Consider the following 23,492-nt stretch of genomic DNA (forward strand, 5'->3'; position numbering starts at 1 on the left):
TGCACGCCCATGAACGCCGTAGAAATCGAACAGGCCATCACCGACCTTGCGGAGCGGCCCTTTGACCCCGCAGAGTTCCCCTACACCTTCCTTGAAGCCTTTGGCAACAAGGCGACGACCATCAAACGCCTGCGCGCGGGGGCGTCGAACAAGTCTGACCTCGGCGGTGTTCTTCAGACCAGCAACATCCACATCCTGACCTGCGACGCAGGGCGGGTGACCCAGACACTGGCCGCCCTCAAGGTCAGCCCTGCGACGGTCAAGGCCAAAGCGAAGTTCATCCTCGCCACTGACGGCGTGGACTTCGAGGCCGAGGACCTGACCAGCGGCGAGACCGTTGCCTGCGCCTTCAAGGACTTCCCGGACCACTTCGGCTTCTTCCTGCCGCTGGCGGGCATCAGCACTGTCCGCCAGATCAGTGAGAACGCCTTCGACATCCGGGCCACCAGCCGCCTGAACCGTCTGTATGTCGAACTGCTGAAGGACAACCCAGAATGGGGCTCGGCGGAGCGTCGGCACGACATGAACAAGCTCATGGCGCGGCTGATCTTCTGCTTCTTCGCCGAGGACACCGACATCTTCGTCGGCAAGGGGCGCTTCACCGAAACCGTCGCGCAGATGAGCGCCAGGGACTCGTCGAACACGCACGAGGTTCTCGCCACGCTGTTCCGCGCTATGAACACCAAGCGCGAGGACCGGGCCGCCGCCAAGGTTCCCCGATGGGCCGAAGACTTCCCCTACGTCAACGGGCAGTTATTCTCCGGCAGTGAAGAGGTGCCGCGATTCAGCAAGATCGCCCGGTCCTACCTGCTGCATGTGGGCGGCTTGGACTGGACCAAGATCAACCCTGACATCTTCGGTTCGATGATCCAAGCCGTCGCCGAGGACGAGGAGCGCGGCGAGTTGGGGATGCACTACACCAGTGTCCCCAACATCCTGAAGGTGCTGAATCCGCTATTCCTCGACGACCTGCGTTCCAAGCTGGAAGAGGCGGGCGGCAACCCGCGCACCTTGCTCAACCTGCGCAAGCGCATCGCCAAGATCAGGGTCTTCGATCCGGCCTGCGGTTCAGGCAATTTCTTGGTCATCGCCTACAAGGAAATGCGGGCCATCGAGGCCGAGATCAACCGGCGGCGCGGCGAGCCGGATCGTGCATCAGAAATTCCGCTTACCAACTTTCGCGGGATCGAGCTGCGCGACTTCCCGGCGGAGATCGCCCGCCTTGCGCTGGTCATCGCCGAATATCAGTGCGATGTGTTGTACCGGGGCCAGAAGCTGGCCTTGGCAGAGTTTCTGCCCCTGCGCAACGAGAATTGGATCACGTGTCACAACGCGCTTCGGATCGACTGGCTGAGTGTGTGCCCTGCGACCGGCACCAGCGTGAAGTTGCAGGCGGACGACCTCTTTGAGACGACGCTCGACCAAGCCGAGATCGACTTTCAGAACGAAGGCGGGGAAACGTACATCTGCGGGAACCCGCCGTACAGGGGCAGCAAATGGCAAAGCGACGAGCAGAAAGCTGATTTGGCGAACGCGTGGGCCAAGCACCCCAAGCTGGCGAAGACTACCGACTTCGTGACTGGCTGGTTTGCACGCTTTTTTGATTATGCAGACAAGGTGCCGGATGCTGTTGCTGCTTTCGTTGCAACCAACAGCGTTTGTCAAGGACAACAAGCCAGTGAGGTATGGCCTGTCGCTTTTGAGCGCGGATGTGAAATCCGTTTCGCTCACACCTCGTTTAAGTGGGCCAACCTTGCTGCTCACAATGCGGGTGTGACTGTCGTAGTCATTGGCTTGGGGAAAAAATCCAATCAACCTAAGCAGTTGTTTCTGGAGGACATGCTCAAGCAATGCACAGCCATCGGACCTTATCTTGTGCCAGATAGCTTGGCATATGTTGAAAAAGCCAATGATCCGCTTGGTGGGCAATCCGTCATGCTATTTGGCAACATGCCGCGCGATGGCGGTAACTTGTTGATGGACGCCGATTTGGCAAGAAATGTCATGGCTGACGATGCGGTGGCACGCTCTTTCATCAAACGCTTCATCGGTTCCGAAGAGCTGATTAACGGTAAGCTCCGATATTGTTTCTGGATTGAAGACGATGAGGTTGATGCAGCAAATGCAAGCGAGCTCATCTCACAACGATTGAAGTTAGTGGTGGAGAATCGCAGCAATTCGCCGGCTGAATCCACGCGCAGTTTCGCAAAGAAGCCGTATCGGTTTGTTCAAATTGCTGGGGTTGCCAAAGAAACTGCCATAGTTGTTCCTACGGTGTCTTCCGAGTCCCGTGAATATCTGCCCGTGGGTTTCGTAACGGCAGACACCATTGTTAGCAATCTTGCCTTCGCCCTCTACGACGCCCCACTGTGGAACATGGCTCTCATCGCCAGCCGCCTGCATCTTGTCTGGATTGCCACCGTCTGCGGCAAGCTGGAGACACGCTACCGTTACTCCAACACCATCGGCTGGAACACGTTTCCGGTGCCGACGCTAACCGAGAAAAACAAGGCCGATCTCACGCGCTGCGCGGAGGACATCCTGCTGGCGCGGGAACATCACTTCCCCGCGACCATCGCGGACCTGTACGACCCTGAGAACATGCCCGCCGACCTGCGTGCCGCCCATGATCGTAACGACGAAGTGCTGGAGCGCATCTACATCGGACGTCGGTTTAAAAGCGACACCGAACGGCTGGAAAAGCTGTTCGACCTCTACACCAAGATGACCGCTTCGGCTGCACCGGCCAAGAGCAAGAAGCGCAAAGCGGGAGCCAACGCATGAGCGACAAGATCAAGTCCGTACCGTCCGTTTCCGTCACCTACGCCCGAAACGGCGCATCGACCAAGGCCAATGCTCTTGGGATGCGGCCCATGCAGGAGCGGGCCTACGAGAAGCGAGGCGAGCAATACCTGCTCATCAAGTCGCCGCCTGCATCGGGCAAGAGCCGTGCGCTGATGTTCGTGGCACTCGACAAGCTCAAGAACCAAGGCTTGAAGCAGGCCATCATCGTTGTGCCGGAGAAGTCCATCGGTGCCAGCTTCAACGACGAACCGCTGTCGAAATACGGCTTCTGGTCCGACTGGCAGGTCGAGCCCAAGTGGAACCTGTGCAACGCGCCAGGCAACGACAACGGGGGCAAGGTCAAGTCGCTGGGCGCATTCCTCGAAGGCGACGACAAGGTGCTGGTCTGCACCCATGCGACATTCCGCTTCGCGGTCGATGCCTACGGCGTGGAGGCGTTCGACGACCGACTGATTGCGGTCGATGAGTTCCACCACGTTTCGGCCAACCCGGACAACAAGCTCGGCTTGCACCTCGGGCAGTTCTTCGCGCGCGGCAAGACGCACATCGTTGCCATGACCGGCTCCTACTTCCGTGGCGACGCCGAGGCCGTGCTCGCGCCGCAGGATGAGTCGAAGTTCGATACCGTCACCTACACCTACTACGAGCAGCTCAACGGTTACGAGTACCTCAAGCAGCTCGACATCGGCTACTTCTTCTACAGCGGGCCTTACGTCGATGACATCCTCAATGTCCTCGATCCCGCCGAGAAAACCATCATCCACATCCCCAACGTCAATTCGCGCGAGAGCACGAAGGACAAGATGCGGGAAGTGGAGCACATCATCGAGGCGCTGGGTGAATGGCAAGGCATCGACCCTGCGACCGGCTTCCAACGTATCAAGCGCCCCGATGGCCGCGTGCTGCGGATCGCCGATCTCGTCGATGACGATGCCGCCAAGCGCGACCGCGTGTCCGCCTCGCTCAAAGACCCGGCGCAGAAGAACAACCGCGACCATGTGGACATCATCATCGCGCTGGGCATGGCGAAGGAAGGCTTCGATTGGATTTGGTGCGAACATGCGCTGACCGTGGGCTACCGCGCCAGCCTGACCGAGATCGTGCAGATCATCGGCCGAGCTACCCGCGACGCGCCCGGCAAGACCCGCGCGAGGTTCACCAACCTGATCGCCGAGCCGGATGCAGCCGAGGAAGCTGTCACCGAGGCCGTCAACGATACGTTGAAGGCCATCGCGGCCAGCCTGCTGATGGAGCAGGTTCTTGCTCCGCGCTTCGAGTTCAAGCCCAAGAACCCCGACAGCGGCCCGACGCCGGGCTTTGACTATGGGGAAGGTGGCTACGACGCGGACCGCTGCAATGTCGGTGTCAATGAGCAGACAGGGGCGTACCAAATCGAGATCAAGGGGCTTGCCGAGCCCAAGAGCAAGGAGGCGGCCCGAATCTGCCAGGAAGACTTGAACGAAGTGATCGCGGCTTTCGTGCAGGACAAACCCACCATCGAGCGTGGCCTGTTCGATGAGGAGTTGGTGCCCGAAGAGCTGACGCAGGTTCGTATGGGCAAGATCATCAAGGACAAGTATCCCGAGCTTGACGTCGAAGATCAGGAGGCCGTGCGTCAGCACGCCATCGCTGCCCTCAACCTCACGCAGCAGGCCAAGCGGCTTGTTACCGAAGGTGAGAGCGACGGGTCACCCAACACCGCCCTGATTGACGGCGTGCGCCGCTTCGCGATGGACGTGCGCGAGTTGGACATCGACTTGATCGACCGCATCAACCCCTTCGGGGAAGCCTACGCCATCCTTGCCAAGACCATGAGCGAGGACAGCTTGAAGCAGGTCGCGGCGGCTATCTCGGCCAAGCGCACGAGCCTGACGCCGGACGAGGCGAAGGAGATGGCCGTTCGTGCCGTTCAGTTCAAGAAGGAGCGCGGCCGCATTCCGGCGCTCGATTCCCAGGATGCTTGGGAGCGACGCATGGCCGAAGGCGCTGCCGCTTTCATGCGCTTCAAGGCGGAGGGGCGCTATGAGTAACTCCGATCTTGACGACCTGGCGGCAGAGCTGGCCGAGTTCGCTCCGGCTGAGAAGAAAAATGGCCGCCCAGCCAGCGAGGAGCGTGTCATTGCTGGCTTCGAGGAAATCCAACGCTTCACAGAGCAGCACGGGCGTGCGCCGCAGCATGGCGAAGCCCGCGACATATTCGAGCGCCTATATGCCGTGCGGCTCGACCGGCTGCGCGCGCTCCCGGATTGCCGCGCCTTGCTTGAGCCGCTAGATCATCAGGGCTTGCTTGCTGGGGCACCGACCGTTGCCGCTTCGGCGGACGAAACTATCGACATCGACGACCTGGCTGCCGAACTGGCGGATGTTGCCGGCGCGGACGACATCACGGTCTTGCGCCATGTCCGTACCAGCGCCGAAAAGCGCGCCGCCGAGGAGATCGCGGATCGCAAGCCCTGCGAGGACTTCGAGACCTTCCGGCCCTTGTTCGAACGCGTGCAAGCGGAAGTCAGAACCGGTATGCGCCAGTCCCAGCCCATCGAAGCGGGCCGCCGTGCGATTGAAGTCGGGGACTTGTTCGTTCTCGATGGCCTTACTCTCTACGTCGCCGAGGTCGGCGAGCCGTTGAAAACCACCGCTGGGGAAGTGGACCGCCGCCTGCGCCTCATCTTCTCCAACGGCACCGAAAGCAATCTGCTGCTGCGCTCGCTCCAGCGAGCGTTTTACAACGACCCCGCCGCGCGGCGGCTGGCCTCGCCAGAGAGCGGGCAACTCTCTTTCGGCGGCGAGCTTGAGGCCGGTGATGTCGAAAGCGGCACGATCTACGTCCTGCGCTCCCTCTCCGATCATCCCTATGTCGCGCAGCACCGCGAGATCATCCACAAGGTCGGCGTGACCGGGGGCAGGGTGGAGACGCGCATCGCCAACGCCGAATACGACTCCACCTATCTGCTGGCGAAGGTCGAAGTGGTAGCGACCTACAAGCTCGCAGGCATCAACCGCACCCGGATGGAGAACCTGTTCCACAGACTGTTCGCGCCCGCGCGGTTGAACATCACGATCAACGACCGCTTCGGTCATCCTGTGCAGCCTGAGGAATGGTTCCTAGTGCCACTTCATGTGATCGACGAGGCGGTTCAGCGCATTCGAGATGGATCGATCACCGAGTTTATCTATGACCCGCAGACCGCTCGACTGGTGGGCTACGCGCGGACTAACTATAAGGATGAACCATGATGGAAAGTCTGCGACCGAATCAGTCAGAGGCTCGATCCATGGTCTTTGCAGAAGGGGCGCAGTGGATCCGCGCTGACTTTCATCTGCATACCCGAGCGGACCGTGAATTCAAGTTCACAGGCGATGACAACTTCTACAACAGCAACTATGTGGATGCGTTGGAGAAAGCGGGCATCCGATTAGGCGTCATCACCAACCACAACAAGTTCGACTTCGAAGAATTCAAAGCACTGCGCAAGACGGCCCAGAAGAAGGGCATTGCGCTGCTGCCAGGCGTCGAGTTGTCGGTCAACGACGGGGCTAATGGCATCCACACGCTTGTTGTGTTCTCCGACGAATGGATCGATGAACACAATTACATCAACCCCTTCCTGACCAGTGCATTCGAAGGAAAAACGCCCGCGCAGTACGAGCAGGAGAACGGACGCACTTCATGGTCGCTTCTGGAGACCATCAAGAAACTGGAGGGCTATCACCGGGACTTCTTTCTTGTCTTCGCCCATGTCGAAGCCCCGAGTGGCCTGTGGGCGGAGCTGGATGGCGGCCGACTGACTGAGTTGGGGCAAAACGAGTTTTTCCGACGCAGAGCGCTGGCTTTTCAGAAGGTGCGCACGCACGACGGCGCAGGTAAAGACAAACCCTGCCGCACGAAGATTCAAAGCTGGCTACAGAGCTGGTACCCCGCCGAACTGGAGGGCAGCGACCCGAAGAGGGTCGATGAAATCGGTCGAGGCAAGGCCAGCTACCTGAAGCTGGGCGAGCTGTCCTTCGAGGCGGTCAAGTTTGCCTTGAGCGATCCCGCTGGGCGGGTAGCTATGGAGCCGCCCAAGCATCAAGCGTCGTACATCCGCAGCATCCGCTTCGACGGCGGCATTCTCGACGGGCAGGTGCTGCATTTCTCTTCCGAACTCAACACGTTGATCGGCATCCGAGGCAGCGGCAAATCCTCCATCCTGGAGGCAGTGCGCTACGCCCTCGACATTCCACGCGGCGAGAAGGCGCAGGACACCAAGTACAAGGATGAGTTGATCCGCCATACCCTTGGCAGCGGCGGCAAGGTGACGCTGACAGCATGCGACGTGTACGGACAGGAATTCACCATCTCGCGCATCTTCCGCGAAGCCCCAAATGTCTATTTAGGCGGCAAGTTGCAACCCGGCGTGTCGATCCGGGAGACCGTACTGCGCCGTCCGATCTACTTCGGCCAGAAGGACCTTTCCAGCACCGGCGAAGGCTTCGAGACCGATCTGGTGGAAAAGCTGGTTGGCGAGAAGCTGCGTGTGCTGCGTGACGAAATCGAGGTTCAACGCCAGCGCGTGCGCGACGCTGCTCAGCGCTGGCTCAAGCTCAGCAACACGGCCGAACTCAAGCGCGACTTCGAGACCCAACTAAATGATGCCAACTTCCGTCTGACCAAGTTCGCGGAGCACGGTGTCGCCGATAAGCTCCAAAAGCGACTTGGCTTCCAGCAGGACGCCACAGCGCTCGCGCGCATGACGGAGCGGGCAGACAGCTTCATCCTCGCTCTAGGAAGTCTGATTGCCGAGCATGAGGACGAGCTGCGGAACGCAACGAGCTACGTTTCCAAGCAGAACCCGGATTTCTTCACGGCCTACTACGCCGAGTTCTCCAACCTCGTTGCCAAGGTCGATCAGCTCAAGCAGATCGAGCGAGAAGCGAACGTCATTGCAGCTCGCCTCAAGACCAAACAGGGCGAATTTGAAGGCGCAAGCAGGAGCCTTCAGGAGGAGTTCGCACAAGTCGAGCGCCAACTAGCTCAGGAGCTCAAGCAAACCGGCATGACTGCCATCCAGCCGGACGACTTCCTGGCCCAGCAGCAGCGCAAAACCAAGGCGGAGCAAATGCTTCAGGCGCTGGCCAAGCAGGAATCACAGCAGACCAGCATCCGCGACGCGCTGTTTGCCGAGATCGACAAACTCAATGAACTATGGCTGAGCGAGTTCAACACCATCAAGGTAGAGCTGGACCGAGTGAATGCTGGCCACACCGCCCTGCAGATCGAAGCGGACTTCAAGGGCGACAAGGAAGCCGCCATCAGCTTCATGCAGCAGCTCTTCAAGGGCAGCAACATCCGCGAAACCACGCTGCGCGCAGTGATGGAGGACTATGCAGATTTCGGCGGCCTCCTGCGTGCCCTGCCGGGAGCCTTGGCGAAGGCCGGCAGCACCCCCGAGGTCTTCGAAAAGACCTTCATGCAGAACCTGACCGAGTTCGTCACCTGGCAGGTGCCCAACCGCTTCGTCATCCGCTATCGCGGCAAGGAGTTGAAGCACCACTCTCTCGGGCAGCGCGCTTCGGCGCTGTTGCTGTACGTGCTCAGCCAACGCCAGAACGACGTGATCATCATCGACCAACCGGAAGACGATCTGGACAACCAGACCATCTACGACGATGTGATCAAGCTGCTACGGGAAATGAAGCCTCACGCCCAATTCATCTTCGCCACCCACAACGCCAATTTCCCGGTGCTGGGTGACGCGGAACAGGTGCACGCCTGCCAATACCAGGACGAGAAGGTCGCCACGCGAAGCGGCAGCATCGACGCCCGCCCGGTGCAGGACGCCATCATCAACATCATGGAAGGAGGCCAAGAAGCCTTCAACCGTCGCAAAGAGGTCTACAACCTATGGAAACCACAGAGCTGATCGACCTGCTCAGCCGGGGCGAGGACAGTCGGCAGCAGTTCAAGACGGACATGAACAATGCCGACGCCTTGGCAGCGGAGATTGTTGCCTTCAGCAACACCGCTGGTGGTCGCATCTTCATTGGGGTGAACGACGACGGTTCGGTGCGCGGACTATCCGGCGCCGACGTTGCTCGTCTCAACATGCTCATCGCCAACGTGGCCTCACAGGTCGTGCGTCCCGCCGTGAACCCGCTCACGGAAAACGTGCCCCACCCGGCAGGCACGGTGCTGGTGCTGTCCATCGCTGAAGGCGTCAACAAGCCCTACATGGACAAGAACGGCGCGATTTGGGTGAAGAACGGCTCGGACAAGCGCCGCGCGACCTCGCGCGAGGAATTGCAGCGACTGTTCCAGCAGGCGGGCTTGGTGCACGCCGACGAAACGCCCGTGGCGGGCTTGAGCGCGGGCGATGTGGACATGCCCTATTTCGAAACCTTCTTCGAGCAGCAATTCGGTGAGCCGCTCGCCCAGCATAACCAGCCGTTGCCGCAGTTGCTGACCAACATGAACCTGATGAACCAGGGGCAGCTCAACGTGGCGGGCGGTCTGCTATTCGCCAAATCACCGCACTACGCGCTACCCGCCTTCATCGTCAAGGCCGTCGCCTTTGTCGGCACCCAGATTGAGGACGAACGCTACATCGACAGCCGTGACATCGCCGGCAAGCTGGCTGACGTGTTCCAGCAGACGCTGGGCTTTATTGTCGCCAACACCCGCGCTGCGCAGGGCGAACAGGGCTTCAACTCCCCGGGGCAGCCTGAGATTCCCCGCATCGTCTGGGAAGAGCTGGTCGCCAACGCCCTCATTCACCGCGACTACTTCGTCAGCGCGCCGATCCGCGTACTGGTGTTTGCGGATCGGGTCGAAATCATCAGCCCCGGCCACCTACCTGGGGTCGCCTCAGAAAACGGAAAATAAAGCACGCTAAGCCGGTTGCAGCGGTCGTAGCGGCCTGAACTTGCCCGCGCCGATCTTGGCGCTGCTGCGCCAGAGGTAATCGCCGGTGAGGTTGATGTGCTCCCAACCGAGCGGCGACAGGTACTGCAACAGCGCGTCATCAACGGCATGGCCGTTGCCACGCAGCGCGTGCGCAGCCCGTTCCAGATAGACCGTGTTCCACAACACGACGGCAGCCGTTACCAGATTGAGGCCGCTAGCCCGGTAGGGGTCTCCTCGTTTTCAGTGCAATAAGTGACGGTACGAAAAGCTAGCACTGGCGCGGAGGTGGTGTTGGTAGATCGTTGATTTCATTGACTTTCCTGTTCACTTTCAAATCTGCGATTCGTGGCGTCAAACCGTGGTCGGTTTCATCCATTGGTGCCAGTTATCGATGCATTTGGCCGCGAAGGCAGGATTTGGTCAGCATAGCGGTCAACCGGGAAGCGAAACACACCCCGCAAGTTGATGCTCTCCAGCCTGGTGGGCGCAATCTTCCCGATCAGTTCCGGTGGAATGACCTGGCGGCGGTTCGACCAGCGATCCAGGACCGCCTGCATCTGTGAGGTATTCCACGCCATCACGATGTTGGCCATCAGGCTCAACGCATCGGCCACAGCCTGCATTTCATCGACACGTTTGGCCTGCGCCGGGCTGATCCGGCCGGTATAAATGGCGCGCTTGAGGGCGTTAACAGCCTCGCCCCGATTGAGCACCCGGCGCAACTCGTTCCTGAAAGCGTCCTTGACAAAGTAGTCAGCCAAAAACGCCGTACGCAGCAACCGCCCCAATTGCACGCCAGCCTCATAGATTGGATCGCCCTGGGCGGCAGAACCGAACCGCGCAAGAGCTGCCACCGCACTGGCATGTCCGCTCATGACCGAGGCTGCCAGGTGCACCAGACTATCCCAATGCTTTTCGATCAAAGCGACGTCGACATTGGCTTCGCACACCGCAGCGATTTCTGCGGGCACTTTGGTGCCGCGTGGCACAAAGAGGTGGCGCTGTTTGAGTTCCTTCAACCGCGGGCAAAGATCAAAACCAAGCAAACGGGCATGTGACATGGCAAAGTCGGTGTAGCCATGGGTATCCACAGCAAGCTGGCTGGTCTCCAGCTTTTCTTGGCGGATGACACCTTCAATGGCCACGCCCGCCTGGCGCTCATTGAGCACAAAGGGCTGCGCATGGAAGATGCCCCACCGGTCTTTTACATGGGAGTAGATTCCAATGGAAGGTGTGTTGCGCCGAGGATCAAGCCGGGCTTGCCACACCCGTTTGGTGGTCTCCATGGTCATCATGTCAGAAGATGCCAAATCGGACCGCCCCCAGGTGGCGGCAATCGGGTGTCGCTGCATGAATTCCAGCACAGCCTGGCAGGCCTGGCTCAGACGCCGTTCGTCCCGCGCCCAGCGCATGGCCTGGCGAATGCTGGTGGCAGACAATTGCGGAATCATGCGCGCGCATTCGACCGCAGTCAGACTGGTGCCGTGGGCCATGATGCCGGCATAGACCATCAGCAGCTCGTCGGTAGAGCGCGGCTCACGTCCGAGCATGATCCAGCTAAAGCGCACCTGGGCGTCAACGGCCAGAATCACTTCCGGCAATTGAACCTCACCGATGCGGTGATCCAAAGCCGCGCGCAGCTTGGTCACTTCTGGGTCTTCGTCCTCTGCGGGCAATGGCGACAAATGGAGTTCATCATCCACGCGCAGTACGCCACTGCGGGCTGCAGCGGCCACCGCATCGACACCGGCAGTTACTCTGGCCAGCAAAGGCTTCAAGAAAGTGGCAGCCTTGCTGGGTAACGATAGACGGGCATAGTGTTTCTTGGACTCTGCCTGCCAACGCTCGTCCGTGAAGAACAAGCGCGCACGACCCCGAAAGCTCAGGCTGTGCTCAATCCAGACCGAGCCATTGCGCACCGCGCGGCGCAGGGCAAACAGGGTGGCCACCTCCAACGCCTGAAACGCCCGTTCCCGGTCTGGGCTGGAGATCGAAACCTGCCAGATCATTCCCAGACTTGGTGCCACCACTTCAACTGGCAGCTTTCTGGATCCTTTGAGATATAAAGCTTGCAGCTTGGCAAGGTACTCGATGGCAGGATGCTCGCCGGTGGCCTGCCAGGGCAGCTTTGCAATGGCGACGAGCAACGACCGCACGGGGCGAATTCCATCAATCAATCCCTCGCGGACCAGGGAGGCCCTGCTCGGTGGTTTGCGTTTCTGGGTTTCGGTGATCAAGGCTTCAAGACGGGCACGCAACTCAGCATCTGGCACCGCACCTTGCGCGCTCAAGGCAACAAGTTCGCCGAGCAGCGTTTTGTACATTGCGGCCCAATTGACGGTAGCGGGGACATCGGCGGCAGCCTGACGCCACAGATCGGCGATCCGGCGCTGCACCATAAGGATCAACTGGTCTGTGGTGGTGAACAGGCAATACCGAAGAAAGCATGCGACCTCCACGGTGCGCGCTGGCTCTTTGATCTTGGCTCCGGCTGAGGGCGGCCTGGAGACAAGTCGGCGCGCGTAGCGGCGCAAGATGAGATCGGGGATGTCTGCCAGGTGCTTATGAACGTCCAGCGTGTAAAGCAGGTCGATGCGCTCCAGTACCTCGCTGATTTGGCGGGTTGAGTGTTTCGCCGGTGCAGCCCATAGCCAACTCTGCTGGGTTTGTCCATCTGGGCGCAGCTCTGAAACTGAGGCTCGCCAGCGATCAAGTGTTGCTGGATCAACGCTGGCGGCGATGGCGGTGCCTGTTTCAACTTCAAGCTGGGCAAGTGCCGCCGCAATCAGTGTCCGAATTGCCCGCTCGTGCACGATCACCAGCTTGTTCTTGTACAGCCATTGACGCGCCCGCACGAGTAGCTGATCGCGGTCGGCGCAGCGCGCCACTTCGTCGCGCAGTTCACGTACCAGTGAGCGGCGCTGGTGCTCGCTCATCCACTGGAATCCAAGGACCGTGCAGGCTACTTGTTGGTGATCGAATAGCGTGCGCCCGCGTTCATACATGGCTCTCAGCGAGGCGACTTCTGGTGCTGCAATGCCAAGCTCGTTGCCAAGGTGGCGCCACAAGGCTACTGGAATTACCCGAAAGGCACCGAGCAAACGCCCACTCATGCGCAGGAAACCAATATGGAGCGCCAGACCAAGCTTGTGGGAATCACCTCGGCGTGCATTGATTGCGTCGCGCTCGGCACCATCGAAGGTGAAAAATGCCTTCATCTCGAAGTCGCTGATATCGCGGGGGTGAATCGCCCCGGGTTTAGAGGAGGCTCCAACTCTGGAGAATGGAGCCATGAAGAAGTCCCCGAAGTTTTCGCCCGAGGTTCGTGAGCGTGCCGTGCGCATGGTGCTGGAGCACCGGGCAGAGCATCCGTCGCAGTGGGCGGCCATCGAATCCATCGCCGACAAGATTGGCTGCGTGCCGCAGACCTTGCACACCTGGGTCAAGCAGCACGAAGTCGATTCCGGCCAGCGAGACGGCGTCTCGACTGCGGAGGCCCAGCGCATCAAGGACCTGGAGCGCGAGGTGCGCGAGTTGCGCAAGGCCAACGAGATTCTGAAGCTGGCCAGCGCGTTTTTCGCCCAGGCGGAGCTCGACCGCCGCATCAAGTCCTGAAGGCGTTCATCGACCAGCACCGCCAGCAGCTTGGGGTCGAGTCGATCTGCCGCGTCTTGCAGATTGCCCCATCGGCGTACTGGCGCCACGCCGCGTGTCAGCGCAGCCCTGTCTTACGCTCTTTGCGGGCTCAGCGCGATGCGCAGTTGCTGCCGCAGGTGCATCGCGTCTGGCAGGCCAACCACCAGGTCTACGGCGCCGAGAAGGTCTGGCGCCAGCTCAACCGCGAAGGCGTGGCCGTTGCGCGCTGCACCGTCGAGCGTCTGATGCGTCAACTCGGGCTGCAGGGCGTGCGACGCGGCAAGGCTGTGCGGACCACCATTCCCGATCCCAAGGCGCCATGCCCGCTGGACCGCGTCAATCGGCAGTTCCGTGCCGAGCGGCCGAACCAGCTCTGGGTCTCGGATTTCACCTATGTTTCGACCTGGCAAGGCTGGGTCTATGTGGCGTTCGTCATCGACGTGTTCAGCCGGCGCATCGTGGGCTGGCGCCAGAGCAGCTCGATGCACACCGAGTTCGTGCTCGACGCGCTGGAGCAGGCGCTCTACGACCGCAAGCCGAGCGAAGACGATGGGCTGGTGCATCACTCAGACCGCGGCTCGCAATACCTGTCGATTCGCTACAGCGAGCGGCTGGCCGAGGCCGGCATCGAGCCCTCAGTGGGCTCGAAGGGCGACAGCTACGACAACGCCCTGGCCGAGACCATCAACGGGCTGTACAAGGCCGAGGTCATTCACCGGCGCGGGCCGTGGAAGACCAAGCAGGCGGTGGAACTGGCAACGCTGGAATGGGTCGCCTGGTTCAACCATCACCGGCTGATGGGGCCGCTGGGCCACGTCCCGCCTGCGGAGTTCGAGGCCAATTACCATCGTCAACGCGCTGGTCAGGCCGCGACTGTCTCACTTAAACCAACTGGCCTCCTCGAAACCCGGGGCGATTCAGGGGAGCCCACGCATCCCCAAAAACGTTGTGTGCCAACCCTGCATCGTGAACCTCAAAAGTGGGAGGCCACCATACCCGTTTACAAAGCGAACAGGAAAGTCAATGAAATCAACGATCTACCAACACCACCTCCGCGCCAGTGCTAGCTTTTCGTACCGTCACTTATTGCACTGAAAACGAGGAGACCCCATCACCCAGCTCGAGACAGTCGAAACAATTGGAGCTTTTGTCGTCCTAATGTGCTTGCTGACGGGTACGCAAGTTGGTCCCCATCCGGAGCCAACATGAGAGCTCAGATTTGCTCACTCTCCGCGCTAGGAATAATGGCATGTAGTCCCGCACTGGGGCAGACCGCCGCTGTGTTGAATTCCACGGATCTCTGACCCGAGGGGGGTGCGGACAAATACTTGGACTGGTTTATGCCGTAAGTCCAAGACTCTCTCGGTACTCGATGGGGCTGATAGAGCCCAGAGATATCTTGATCCGCTTCTCGTTGTACCAGCGGATGTAGGAGTCAATCACTTCAATGAATTGCTCAACGGTGGTGCTTCTCCAGTCCCGAGGGTAGAACAGTTCGGTCTTCAGTCGACCGAAGAACCCTTCGCAGGCCGCGTTGTCAGGTGAACAGGCTTTGCGAGACATCGAGCGGGTGAGGTTCGCATCGCTCATTCTTGCCAGCCAACCTGGCCAGCGATAGTGGCCACCACGATCGGAGTGAACCACAGGCCGGTCGGTGGTTCCCACCACCGTCTCAATCGCGGCATCCAGCATCGTGTTGACGAGCTCGGCGTCTGGGCTGGTTCCAATGGTCCAGCTCACCACCATCCCGTCGAAGCAATCGATCATGGGTGACAGGTACACCTTGCCAGCCGGGATCTGGAACTCAGTGATGTCAGTGAGCCACTTCTCATTGGGTGCCACGGCCTGGAAGTCTCGGTTGATGATGTTCTCAGGCGCCGGACTGATCTCGCCTAAGTACGACGCGTATCTGCGCTTTCTGGGCTTTGGAACGATGAGGCTTTCCTGCTTCATCAGCCGTTGCACCACCTTCTCCGAGATGGTGACGTGCTGCCTGTTTAGCGACGCATGCAGCCTGCGGTAGCCGTAGCAGCAGTGGTTCGTTTCGAAGATGTCGGCGATGGCACGACGCGCGTCAAGGTACTTGTCTGCCACCTGCGTACGGGCTCGGTGGTAGAAGTACGAGCTTCGCGCAAGATCCAACTGAGCCAGGAGCTCTGGCAGGGCATAGACCACCTTGAGGGCGTCAACCAGCAATGTCTTCTCCCGGTTGGTCAGGAGATGCAGATCGACGCCCAGGCCTTTTTTTAGCAGTTCATTGGCCTTCTTCAAGAGATCGCGTTCGAGCTGCAATTGCCGGATGTCGCGTTGCAGGGATTCGAGCTGTTGCTCCAGCTCCGCTCGTTCAGGTGATGGTGGTGAGTGGTTCCGGCGTTTCATGGATGCGGGCGCCTCGCGGCCGAGTAGCTGGTTCTTCCAGTTGTACAGCGTCGGCCTGCATACGCCCAGTTTTTCTGCCACGGCTTGCGCACCTTCCTGCCGCGTGCAGAGCTCCATGACGCCCGCCTGTTTCAATGTCTCGGAATATCTTCGCCGGCCGGCGGTGCCAACGGCGACTCTCCTGCTCTCAGGAAGTGCATCGCGAATCCAGGCGGTCAACGTACCCCGGCCTGGGTATCCCAATGCCCTCATCGTTGCAGCAATGCAGCGATCATGCGCAAGGTAGTGCGCAATAGCCGCCTGCTTCTGATCCTGCGAGTACTTGGGAGGCCGGCCCGCATAGCCCTCAGGCAGAGCCGAGCGTCGTTCGTACTCACGGTGCCAGCTCTTCAGGGCATTCTTGGTTGGGTAACCCAGCTGGCGGATGGTTGCCCTGATGCGCTTGCCCAGCTTGATGTAGAGCTGGACCGCTCGAATCCTATCTTCGTATGAATACATGAACTACCTCCTGGTAGTCCAAGATTTCATCCGCACCCCCACTGGGTCAGTTTTCAGTGGAAGACAACAATCAAAGTTCTTCATCGGAAAGCGACGCGAAAAACACCATTCGCGTCGCTCAAATCAAGACATCAAACGGCCTACTCTCCACGTTGGATCCAACGCGCTGCTTTCTCGGCAATCATGAGCGTCGGACTATTGGTGTTTCCACTCGTGATGGTCGGCATCACACTTGCGTCGACGACGCGCAGCCGGGATACGCCGATGACTCGCAGGTGCGGGTCGACCACTGCAGACGGGTCGTCAACCCGGCCCATGCGCGCTGTCCCCACGGGATGGAAAATCGTGGTTGCGATGTCCCCAGCGACTTTGGCCAGATCTTCGTCGGATTGGTGCTGCGCACCAGGCAGGAATTCACTGGGACCATAGGGAGCCAGCGCACTCTGCGCCATGATCTGGCGAGCCACTCTCAACGAGTCGGCAGCCACCTTTCGGTCTTCCGGCGTGCTGAGGTAGTTCGGTGCAATCACCGGGGCTGCGTGGGGGTCCGAACTGCGCAGCGAAACCTTCCCTCGGCTGGTCGGGTTCAAGTTGCAAACGCTGGCCGTGACAGCCGGGAAGTTGTGCAACGGCTGCCCAAACGCCGGCAGACTGAGCGGCTGCACGTGAAACTGGATGTTCGGGTGCTGCTGCGACGGGTCGCTTCGGGTGATGGCACAAAGTTGCGAAGGCGCCATACTCATCGGACCGGTGCGACGCCATGCGTATTCCAGTCCAATCATTGCCTTGCCCCACAGGCTATTGGCAATCGTATTGAGCGTTCGCCCGCGCGCGATCTTGAAAATGGCGCGGACTTGCAGGTGGTCCTGCAGGTTTCCTCCAACGCCAGCGAGGTCGCGCACAGGCGCGATGCCGTGCTTCCTCAGCTCGTCTGCGGGCCCGATTCCCGACAGCTGCAGCAGCTGCGGCGTGCCGACGGCACCGCACGACACGATTACCTCGCGACGAGCCTTCACGCTGATACGCATTCCGTTGCGCTCAAGGTCGACCCCAACGCAACGCGGCCCCTCAGAAGCCTTCTCGGTCTGCAACTTCAGCGCTTTGGCTCCAGTCCACACGTGCAGGTTCTTGCGCGACAGTGCCGGCCGAATGAAGGCTTTAGAGGTGTTCCAACGCCATCCGTTCTTCTGGTTCACCTCAAAATAACCGACACCTTCGTTGTTGCCGCGGTTGAAGTCATCGGTGGCAGGCAATCCGGCCTGCTGAGCGGCCTGGGAGAATGCATCGAGAACATCCCAGCGCAGGCGCTGTTTGTCGACTCGCCATTCGCCCCCTGAGGCGTGGAACTCGTTCGAAGCCCTTTGCTTGCCTGAGGCCTTTGGCGCGCCTTCAGAACGCAGTCGATGGTGGTCTTCATGGCGCTTGAAGTCGGCAAGGGCACCTTGCCAGCCCCATTCGCTTTCGCCGGTCGCTTCAGCCCACTGTTCGTAGTCACGGGCCTGCCCTCGCATGTACAGCATGCCGTTGATGCTTGAGCAACCACCCAAGACCTTGCCCCGCGGGTACAAGAGGGAGCGACCGTTAAGTCCTTTCTCAGCCTCGGTCCTGAAGCGCCAGTCGGTGCGCGGATTGTCAATGCAGTAGAGATAGCCCACGGGCACGTGGATCCACGGGTAGGTGTCACGACTCCCTGCCTCGGCCAGGAGCACGCTGTGCTTTCCGTCCTCGCTCAGGCGGTTTGCCAGCAGGGCGCCGGCGCTGCCGCCGCCCACGATGACATAGTCGAATTCCAGGGAGTTCATTTCGAAACGGGCATCGTGAACTCCGCCCCCTTCTGAATGCTTTCGGGCCAGCGTTGCATGATGCTCTTCTGGCGGGTGTAGAACCGCACACCCTCTTCCCCGTAGGCATGCATGTCGCCGAAAAGGCTCTTCTTCCAGCCACCGAAGCCGTGCCATGCCATGGGAACAGGAATCGGGACGTTCACGCCAACCATGCCGATCTCCACATTGCGGGAGAACTCACGAGCACTGCCACCGTCCCGCGTGTAGATGCTCACCCCGTTACCGAACTCGTGCTCGTTGATGAGGGTGAGAGCTTGCTTCATGTCGTCAACGCGAACGCATGCCAGGACCGGACCGAAGATTTCCTCGCGGTAGATGCGCATGCCAGGTTCGACGTGGTCAAAGACGGTCGGCCCGAGGAAGAAGCCGGAACCTTTCGTGACTGCGTGGGTACGGCCGTCAGCGAGGATTTCCGCGCCCTCTTCAACACCGCTGGCGATAGCGCCGGCAATGCGATTCAGGGCAACTTTCGAGACCACAGGGCCCATCTCGCTGCTGAGGTCGAGGCCATCACCGACCTTCAATGCCTTGACACGTTCATTAAGCAAGGGCAGAAGCGCTTCGCCCGCCGAACCCACCAGTACGGCCACAGAGATGGCCATGCAGCGCTCCCCGGCCGACCCGAATGCCGCACCCATTAGGGCGTCAGCGGCTTTCTCCATATCGGCGTCAGGCATGACCACCAGGTGGTTCTTCGCGCCGCCCAGCGCCTGCACCCGCTTGCCATGGCGCGCGCCCGTCTCATAGACGTAGTTGGCAATGGGGGTGCTACCGACAAAGGACACAGCCTTCACATCAGGGTGTTCCAAAAGCGCGTCAACCGCCTCCTTATCGCCTTGGACGACATTGAAGACACCATCTGGGAAGCCAGCTTCTTTCATCAGACGAGCCGTCAGCAGAGTGGCACCCGGGTCGATAGGGCTGGGCTTGAGCACGAACGTGTTCCCTGCGGCAATGGCGATGGGATACATCCAGGCGGGAACCATCACGGGGAAGTTGAACGGGGTGATGCCCGCGACCACGCCCAGCGGCTGACGCAGGGTCCAGTTGTCGATGCCGGTGGACACTTGGTCGGTGAAGTCGCCTTTGAGCAACTGGGGGATGCCGCAGGCGAATTCGATGATGTCGACGGCGCGATCGACTTCGCCTTGCGCGTCGGAGAAGGTCTTGCCGTGCTCGATCGTGATGGCGCGCGCCAGCTCGTCGCGATGGCGGTTCACAAGCGACAGAAACTTGTTCATCAACCGAGCACGGCGGATGGGCGGGGTTTCGCTCCACGCAGGAAACGCGGCCTTAGCAGCGGCTACGGCGTGGTCAACGTCAGCTGCGCTTGCCAGGGCAACTTGCGCGATGCGCTCACCGGTGGCGGGGTTGAAGATGTCCTGCAGGCGCGTTCCAGCTGGAGCAGTCTCGACACCAGCAATGCTGTGACCGAGAGTAGAGAGGCCGCTAGCGGCTTGCGAATTGGTAGGGGTGTCAAGTCGAGTGTTCATGACGCCAAATTTAAAAAGGCGCACGAACTACGTCCAATGAGTTCCAATGCTCGTGATATAAATTTCACTGATGATGCAGCGGCCTCCCGATACACGCCTCCTCCATACCTTCGTGACGGTTGCTCGTGAAGGCAACGTCTCGCGTGCGGCGGCCAAGCTGTTTCTCACCCAGCCAGCTGTCAGCTTGCAGATCAAGGAACTTCAAACGCAGGTGCAGCTTGAGCTATTCACGCGCACCAGGACTGGCGTGAATCTCACACGCGACGGTCAGGTTCTTCTCGCCTACGCTGAGCGTGCTCTGGATGGCTTGCAGGATTTCACCGCCGCAGCGCAACGCATCGGATCTCGCGTGCAAGGTCCCTTGCGCATCGGAACTATCCTCGACGCGGAGTTCACGCGTCTGGGTGCATTCCTTCAAGAACTTGTTCAGCACTCCCCAGACATCCGCCCCGAGCTTCTTCACGGGATGAGCGGGACGACCCTTGCGCGATTGCTCGCCGGCGACATCGACGTGGGCTACTACATAGGTGATGCAGCTGCTGATGCTCAGGCGTTGCAGACCAAGACCAGGCTACGGGTGTCCAGCCGTGTCCTCACTCGATTCAGCTATCGAGTTGTGGCACCTGCAGGATGGGAAGACCGCGTGCGTGGCCGTGATTGGCCCGAGCTCGTGGACTTGCCCTGGGTATTGACGCCCGCAGAGTCCGCTCATTCACGGCTCTTGAAGGCGACACTGGAGCCGCTGGGCCTTCAACAACGTGGCGTCGCGATGGTTGACCAAGAAGCGTCGATGCTCGCGTTGGTCCGTTCCGGCGTTGGTCTGACGCTTGCTCGAGATGCGATGGCAATCCACGCGAGCCAAACGGATGGTCTGGCCGTTGCAGATGCCGTCGCACTTGATACTGAACTCTGCTTCATTACCGTCGAAAGGTCCAGTCAGTCTCCGGCCGTCGACGCGGCAATTGCGGCCATAAGAAGAGCGTGGCGCCGCTAGTGTTCCGAACCTTCAATGCCGAACCGTCAATGGGTGGCTTCAGCAGTCAGTGCGGTTCGGACGTGAGCTAGCGCCCCTTGGTCCTCCATGGTGGAGAGATCGCCGGGATCACGTTGCTCGCACACCGCCTGGATGGTTCTTCGCATGAGTTTGCCGCTGCGCGTCTTGGGTAACGCCGGCACCAGAAGGACACGAGCTGGGCGAGCCACCGCGCCAAGGTCTTTCACCACACGAGCAGCCAACTCATCTTCAATGGAAGAAGATACGGACGTCGCGTCCTGACCTGTTGGCCTGGGAACCACAAATGCGACAGCGACTTGGCCTTTCAGGGAGTCAGCAACGCCAACCACGGCAACTTCAGCGACGGCGGGGTGACCGCCAATGCACTCTTCGATTTCTCGAGTCCCAAGGCGGTGTCCGGCAACGTTGATGACGTCGTCGGTTCGACCAAGGATGAAGATGAAGCCATCCTCGTCGCGCACCGCCCAGTCGAACGTTGAGTAGCGTTGCTTCCCAGGCGCCCCCGCCCAGTAAGTGGTGCGAAAGCGATTCTCGTCTCGCCAGAGGGTCTGCATGAAGCCAGGTGGCATTGGCGTCTCCACGACAAGGACGCCCTTGCGATTCGGCTCAAGAATCTCCTCTCCGCTTTGCTCATCGACCAGTTTGACGTTCCAGCCGTACACCGGTTGACCGGGACTGCCCAATTTTCCGCTGGGTGACTTGAGACCCTGGGGCATCGCAATCATCGGCCACCCGGTTTCAGTCTGCCAGTAGTTGTCCACAATTGGCACACCAAGCCCATCGCCGATCCAACGGGAAGTTGGCTCGTCAAGCGGCTCACCCGCCAGGAAGAGCGCGCGAAGGCTGGAAAGGTCATGCTGACGCAGCAAGGAAGGATCCTGGCGCTTGAGCACCCGAATGGCAGTGGGTGCACTGAACATCACGTTCGCCCGGTACTTCTCCACCAGCCGCCACCAAATGCCTCCATCCGCTTGGCCGTTCAGCCCTTGAGTAGGAAGCCCTTCGTAGAGGATGGTGGTCATACCGGCAAGCAATGGACCGTAGACGATGTAGCTATGCCCCACCACCCAGCCCACATCGCTCGTGCAGAACATGGTCTCGCCTGCTCGCGCACCGAAGATAAGGTCCATGCTTGCGGCAAGCGCCACCGCGTACCCGCCGACGTCACGCTGAACGCCCTTCGGCCGACCAGTGGTGCCACTCGTATAAAGGGTGTAGCTCGGTTCGTTAGATTCAAGCCATGCGCACGGAACGTCCTTGTTGGCGTACTGCGAGAGCCAATCTTGCATACGCACATCGCGCCCGGGCTTGCGCTCCATGGGCGCCAAGCCCCTATCCGCCAGCAGCACCGCTGCGGGTTGGTGCGAGCTCAATCGAAGCGCTTCATCAAGCAGTGGCTTGTATGCGATTCGTTTGCCACCACGCATGCCTGCGTCAGCACTGACGATGACCTTGGGCTGTGCATCTTCGATGCGACTGGCCAAAGAGCCACTGGCAAATCCCCCGAAGACGACCGAGTGAATGGCTCCCAGCCTTGCACAAGCCAGCATTGCGAACACTGCCTCGGGGATCATCGGCATGTACAGGAGGACACGGTCTCCCTGAGCAACGCCAAGAGCCTGCAGACCAGCGGCCATCGACACGACCTCTCGGTGCAGCTCGCGGTACGTGTAAGTCCGCTCCACACCCGTCTCGATGGAGACGAAGATCATTGCAGCCTGATCAGGTCGGTCTCGGGCGTGACGGTCCACCGCGTTGTGGCAGAGGTTGGTGGTACCACCGCAAAACCATCTCGTGGATGGATGTTGCGTGGTGTCCAATGTTTTGGACGGCGGGGTACGCCATTCGATTCGACTGGCTTGGTCAGCCCAGAACTGCTCAGGCTCTGCAATGGAAAGAGCGTGACACTCAGTGGAGTCCATTTTTTTCTCGATCTTTGGCTCGTTGGCGTTCTCGCTTACTCAGCCACGCGCACGACGACACGGCCGCGCACTTCACCTTGCATAAGTCGGTGGGCAGCTTCGACGGCACCTGACAGCGAAACTTCACTCACCACCGTAGCCAGGCTGGAAGGAGCCAACTCCTTGGCGAGCCGGTCCCAGGCACGTTCGCGCAGAGCGCGCGGAGCCATGACACTGTCGACACCTCTCAGCGTGACACTGCGCAAGATGAAAGGCATCACGCTGGAAGGGAAATCACCCCCTTGGGCAAGGCCGCATGCTGCGACCACGCCGCCATAGCGAGTCTGAGCGCAGACGTTTGCGAGGGTGTGGCTGCCGACGCAGTCCACCACAGCGCTCCAACGCTCCTTCTGCAAAGGGCGTCCCTGCTGCGAAAACTCTGCCCGCTCAAGTACCGCACTGGCTCCCAAGCCCGACAGGTACGCAGCCTCGCTTGCCTTCCCGGTGACGGCGACGACACGGTAGCCGAGCTGGGCCAGCAGCAGGACCGCGATGGAGCCCACGCCACCGGTCGCCCCGGTCACCAGCACCTCACCGTCTCCAGGACGAACGCCGTGGTCCTGGACTGCCATCACGCAAAGCATTGCGGTGTAGCCCGCAGTACCGATAGCCATGGCATCTCGCGCTTGGAATGCTTCGGGCAGACGAATCAGCCAGTCTCCGCTGAAACGACCGCGTTCAGCAAAGCAGCCGCGATGGGTCTCACCAACACCCCAGCCGTTCAGAATCACGCGGTCGCCTTTCTTCCACAGGGGATGCCCGCTTTCGCGCACAACTCCGCTGCCGTCAATGCCGGGAACCATGGGCCAGGTACGCACCACCGGCGCCCGGTTCGTGATGGCCAGGCCGTCTTTGTAGTTCAGCGTGGAGTATTCGATGTCGACGGTGACGTCTCCTTCAGGCAGGAAGTCGTCTTCGACGCTTTTCAGTGTTGCCTGGAACGTTGGTTCCTTCTCCAGGACGAGTGCATTGAACATGGGA

At 60.2% G+C, this 23,492-nt stretch carries 12 protein-coding genes, 2 pseudogenes and 1 other annotated feature; of the genes and pseudogenes, 7 read left to right on the forward strand and 7 right to left on the reverse strand.

What is annotated here, in order from left to right; all coding sequences use genetic code 11:
* Window positions 1–9: 9 nt before the first annotated feature.
* The 5 genes from K225_RS0114405 to K225_RS20875 are packed head-to-tail and all read left to right on the forward strand — an operon-like array spanning window position 10 to window position 9,664.
* Entirely contained in the window at window positions 10–2,784 is a 2,775-nt protein-coding gene (locus tag K225_RS0114405) for a DNA methyltransferase (protein WP_026437076.1), read from the forward strand.
* A complete protein-coding gene (locus tag K225_RS0114410) occupies window positions 2,781–4,835 on the forward strand; it encodes a DEAD/DEAH box helicase (RefSeq protein ID WP_026437077.1) in 2,055 nt (684 codons plus the stop codon). Before K225_RS0114405 ends, K225_RS0114410 begins: the two co-directional genes overlap by 4 nt.
* Window positions 4,828–6,039 carry a GIY-YIG nuclease family protein gene (locus K225_RS0114415; protein ID WP_026437078.1) on the forward strand — a complete coding sequence of 404 codons (1,212 nt, stop codon included), beginning with the start codon at window positions 4,828–4,830 and terminating at the stop codon, window positions 6,037–6,039. Before K225_RS0114410 ends, K225_RS0114415 begins: the two co-directional genes overlap by 8 nt.
* Window positions 6,036–8,705 carry a TrlF family AAA-like ATPase gene (locus tag K225_RS0114420; RefSeq protein ID WP_034712824.1) on the forward strand — a complete coding sequence of 890 codons (2,670 nt, stop codon included), beginning with the start codon at window positions 6,036–6,038 and terminating at the stop codon, window positions 8,703–8,705. The genes K225_RS0114415 and K225_RS0114420 overlap by 4 nt, the downstream gene beginning before the upstream one ends.
* Window positions 8,687–9,664, forward strand: coding sequence for an RNA-binding domain-containing protein (locus K225_RS20875; protein ID WP_034712845.1), 978 nt, complete (start codon window positions 8,687–8,689; stop codon window positions 9,662–9,664). The genes K225_RS0114420 and K225_RS20875 overlap by 19 nt, the downstream gene beginning before the upstream one ends.
* 6 nt (window positions 9,665–9,670) lie before the next feature.
* On the opposite strand, the pseudogene K225_RS0114430 reads toward K225_RS20875, so the two are convergent.
* Both K225_RS0114430 and K225_RS20880 read right to left on the reverse strand, forming a co-directional pair.
* Window positions 9,671–9,910, reverse strand: a pseudogene (locus K225_RS0114430) (Tn3 family transposase); the annotation flags it as partial.
* Window positions 9,911–10,053: 143 nt separating this feature from the next.
* Window positions 10,054–12,978, reverse strand: coding sequence for a Tn3-like element IS1071 family transposase (locus tag K225_RS20880; protein WP_051248980.1), 2,925 nt, complete (start codon window positions 12,976–12,978; stop codon window positions 10,054–10,056).
* Here K225_RS20880 and K225_RS21800 point away from each other — a divergent pair.
* Window positions 12,977–14,175 (forward strand): annotated as a pseudogene (locus K225_RS21800) (IS3 family transposase); the annotation flags it as partial. The gene K225_RS20880 and the pseudogene K225_RS21800 sit on opposite strands and share 2 nt — an antisense overlap.
* Window positions 13,255–13,371, forward strand: a sequence feature (AL1L pseudoknot). Its footprint overlaps the pseudogene before it by 117 nt.
* Before the next feature lie 484 nt (window positions 14,176–14,659).
* Here the strand turns inward: K225_RS21800 and K225_RS0114450 are convergent.
* The 3 genes from K225_RS0114450 to K225_RS0114460 form a co-directional block, all read right to left on the reverse strand.
* On the reverse strand, window positions 14,660–16,198 hold the full coding sequence (locus K225_RS0114450; RefSeq protein ID WP_026437080.1) for an IS3 family transposase: 1,539 nt from the start codon (window positions 16,196–16,198) through the stop codon (window positions 14,660–14,662).
* Between the two features lie 140 nt (window positions 16,199–16,338).
* A complete protein-coding gene (locus K225_RS0114455) occupies window positions 16,339–18,000 on the reverse strand; it encodes a GMC family oxidoreductase (protein WP_026437081.1) in 1,662 nt (553 codons plus the stop codon).
* A complete protein-coding gene (locus K225_RS0114460) occupies window positions 17,997–19,535 on the reverse strand; it encodes a CoA-acylating methylmalonate-semialdehyde dehydrogenase (RefSeq protein ID WP_026437082.1) in 1,539 nt (512 codons plus the stop codon). Before K225_RS0114460 ends, K225_RS0114455 begins: the two co-directional genes overlap by 4 nt.
* A 73-nt stretch (window positions 19,536–19,608) precedes the next feature.
* On the opposite strand from K225_RS0114460, the gene K225_RS0114465 reads away from it, so the two are divergent.
* Window positions 19,609–20,529, forward strand: coding sequence for a LysR family transcriptional regulator (locus K225_RS0114465; RefSeq protein WP_155885283.1), 921 nt, complete (start codon window positions 19,609–19,611; stop codon window positions 20,527–20,529).
* Window positions 20,530–20,555: 26 nt separating this feature from the next.
* On the opposite strand, the gene K225_RS0114470 is transcribed toward K225_RS0114465, so the two are convergent.
* Both K225_RS0114470 and K225_RS0114475 read right to left on the reverse strand, forming a co-directional pair.
* Complete coding sequence (locus tag K225_RS0114470; RefSeq protein WP_026437084.1) at window positions 20,556–22,472, reverse strand: propionate--CoA ligase; 1,917 nt, start codon at window positions 22,470–22,472, stop codon at window positions 20,556–20,558.
* 35 nt (window positions 22,473–22,507) lie between these two features.
* On the reverse strand, window positions 22,508–23,488 hold the full coding sequence (locus K225_RS0114475; protein ID WP_026437085.1) for an MDR family oxidoreductase: 981 nt from the start codon (window positions 23,486–23,488) through the stop codon (window positions 22,508–22,510).
* Window positions 23,489–23,492: the final 4 nt, after the last annotated feature.

Origin of the sequence: Acidovorax sp. JHL-9, from assembly GCF_000426205.1 — a bacterium.
In the GTDB taxonomy this organism is placed as follows: domain Bacteria; phylum Pseudomonadota; class Gammaproteobacteria; order Burkholderiales; family Burkholderiaceae_C; genus Acidovorax; species Acidovorax soli.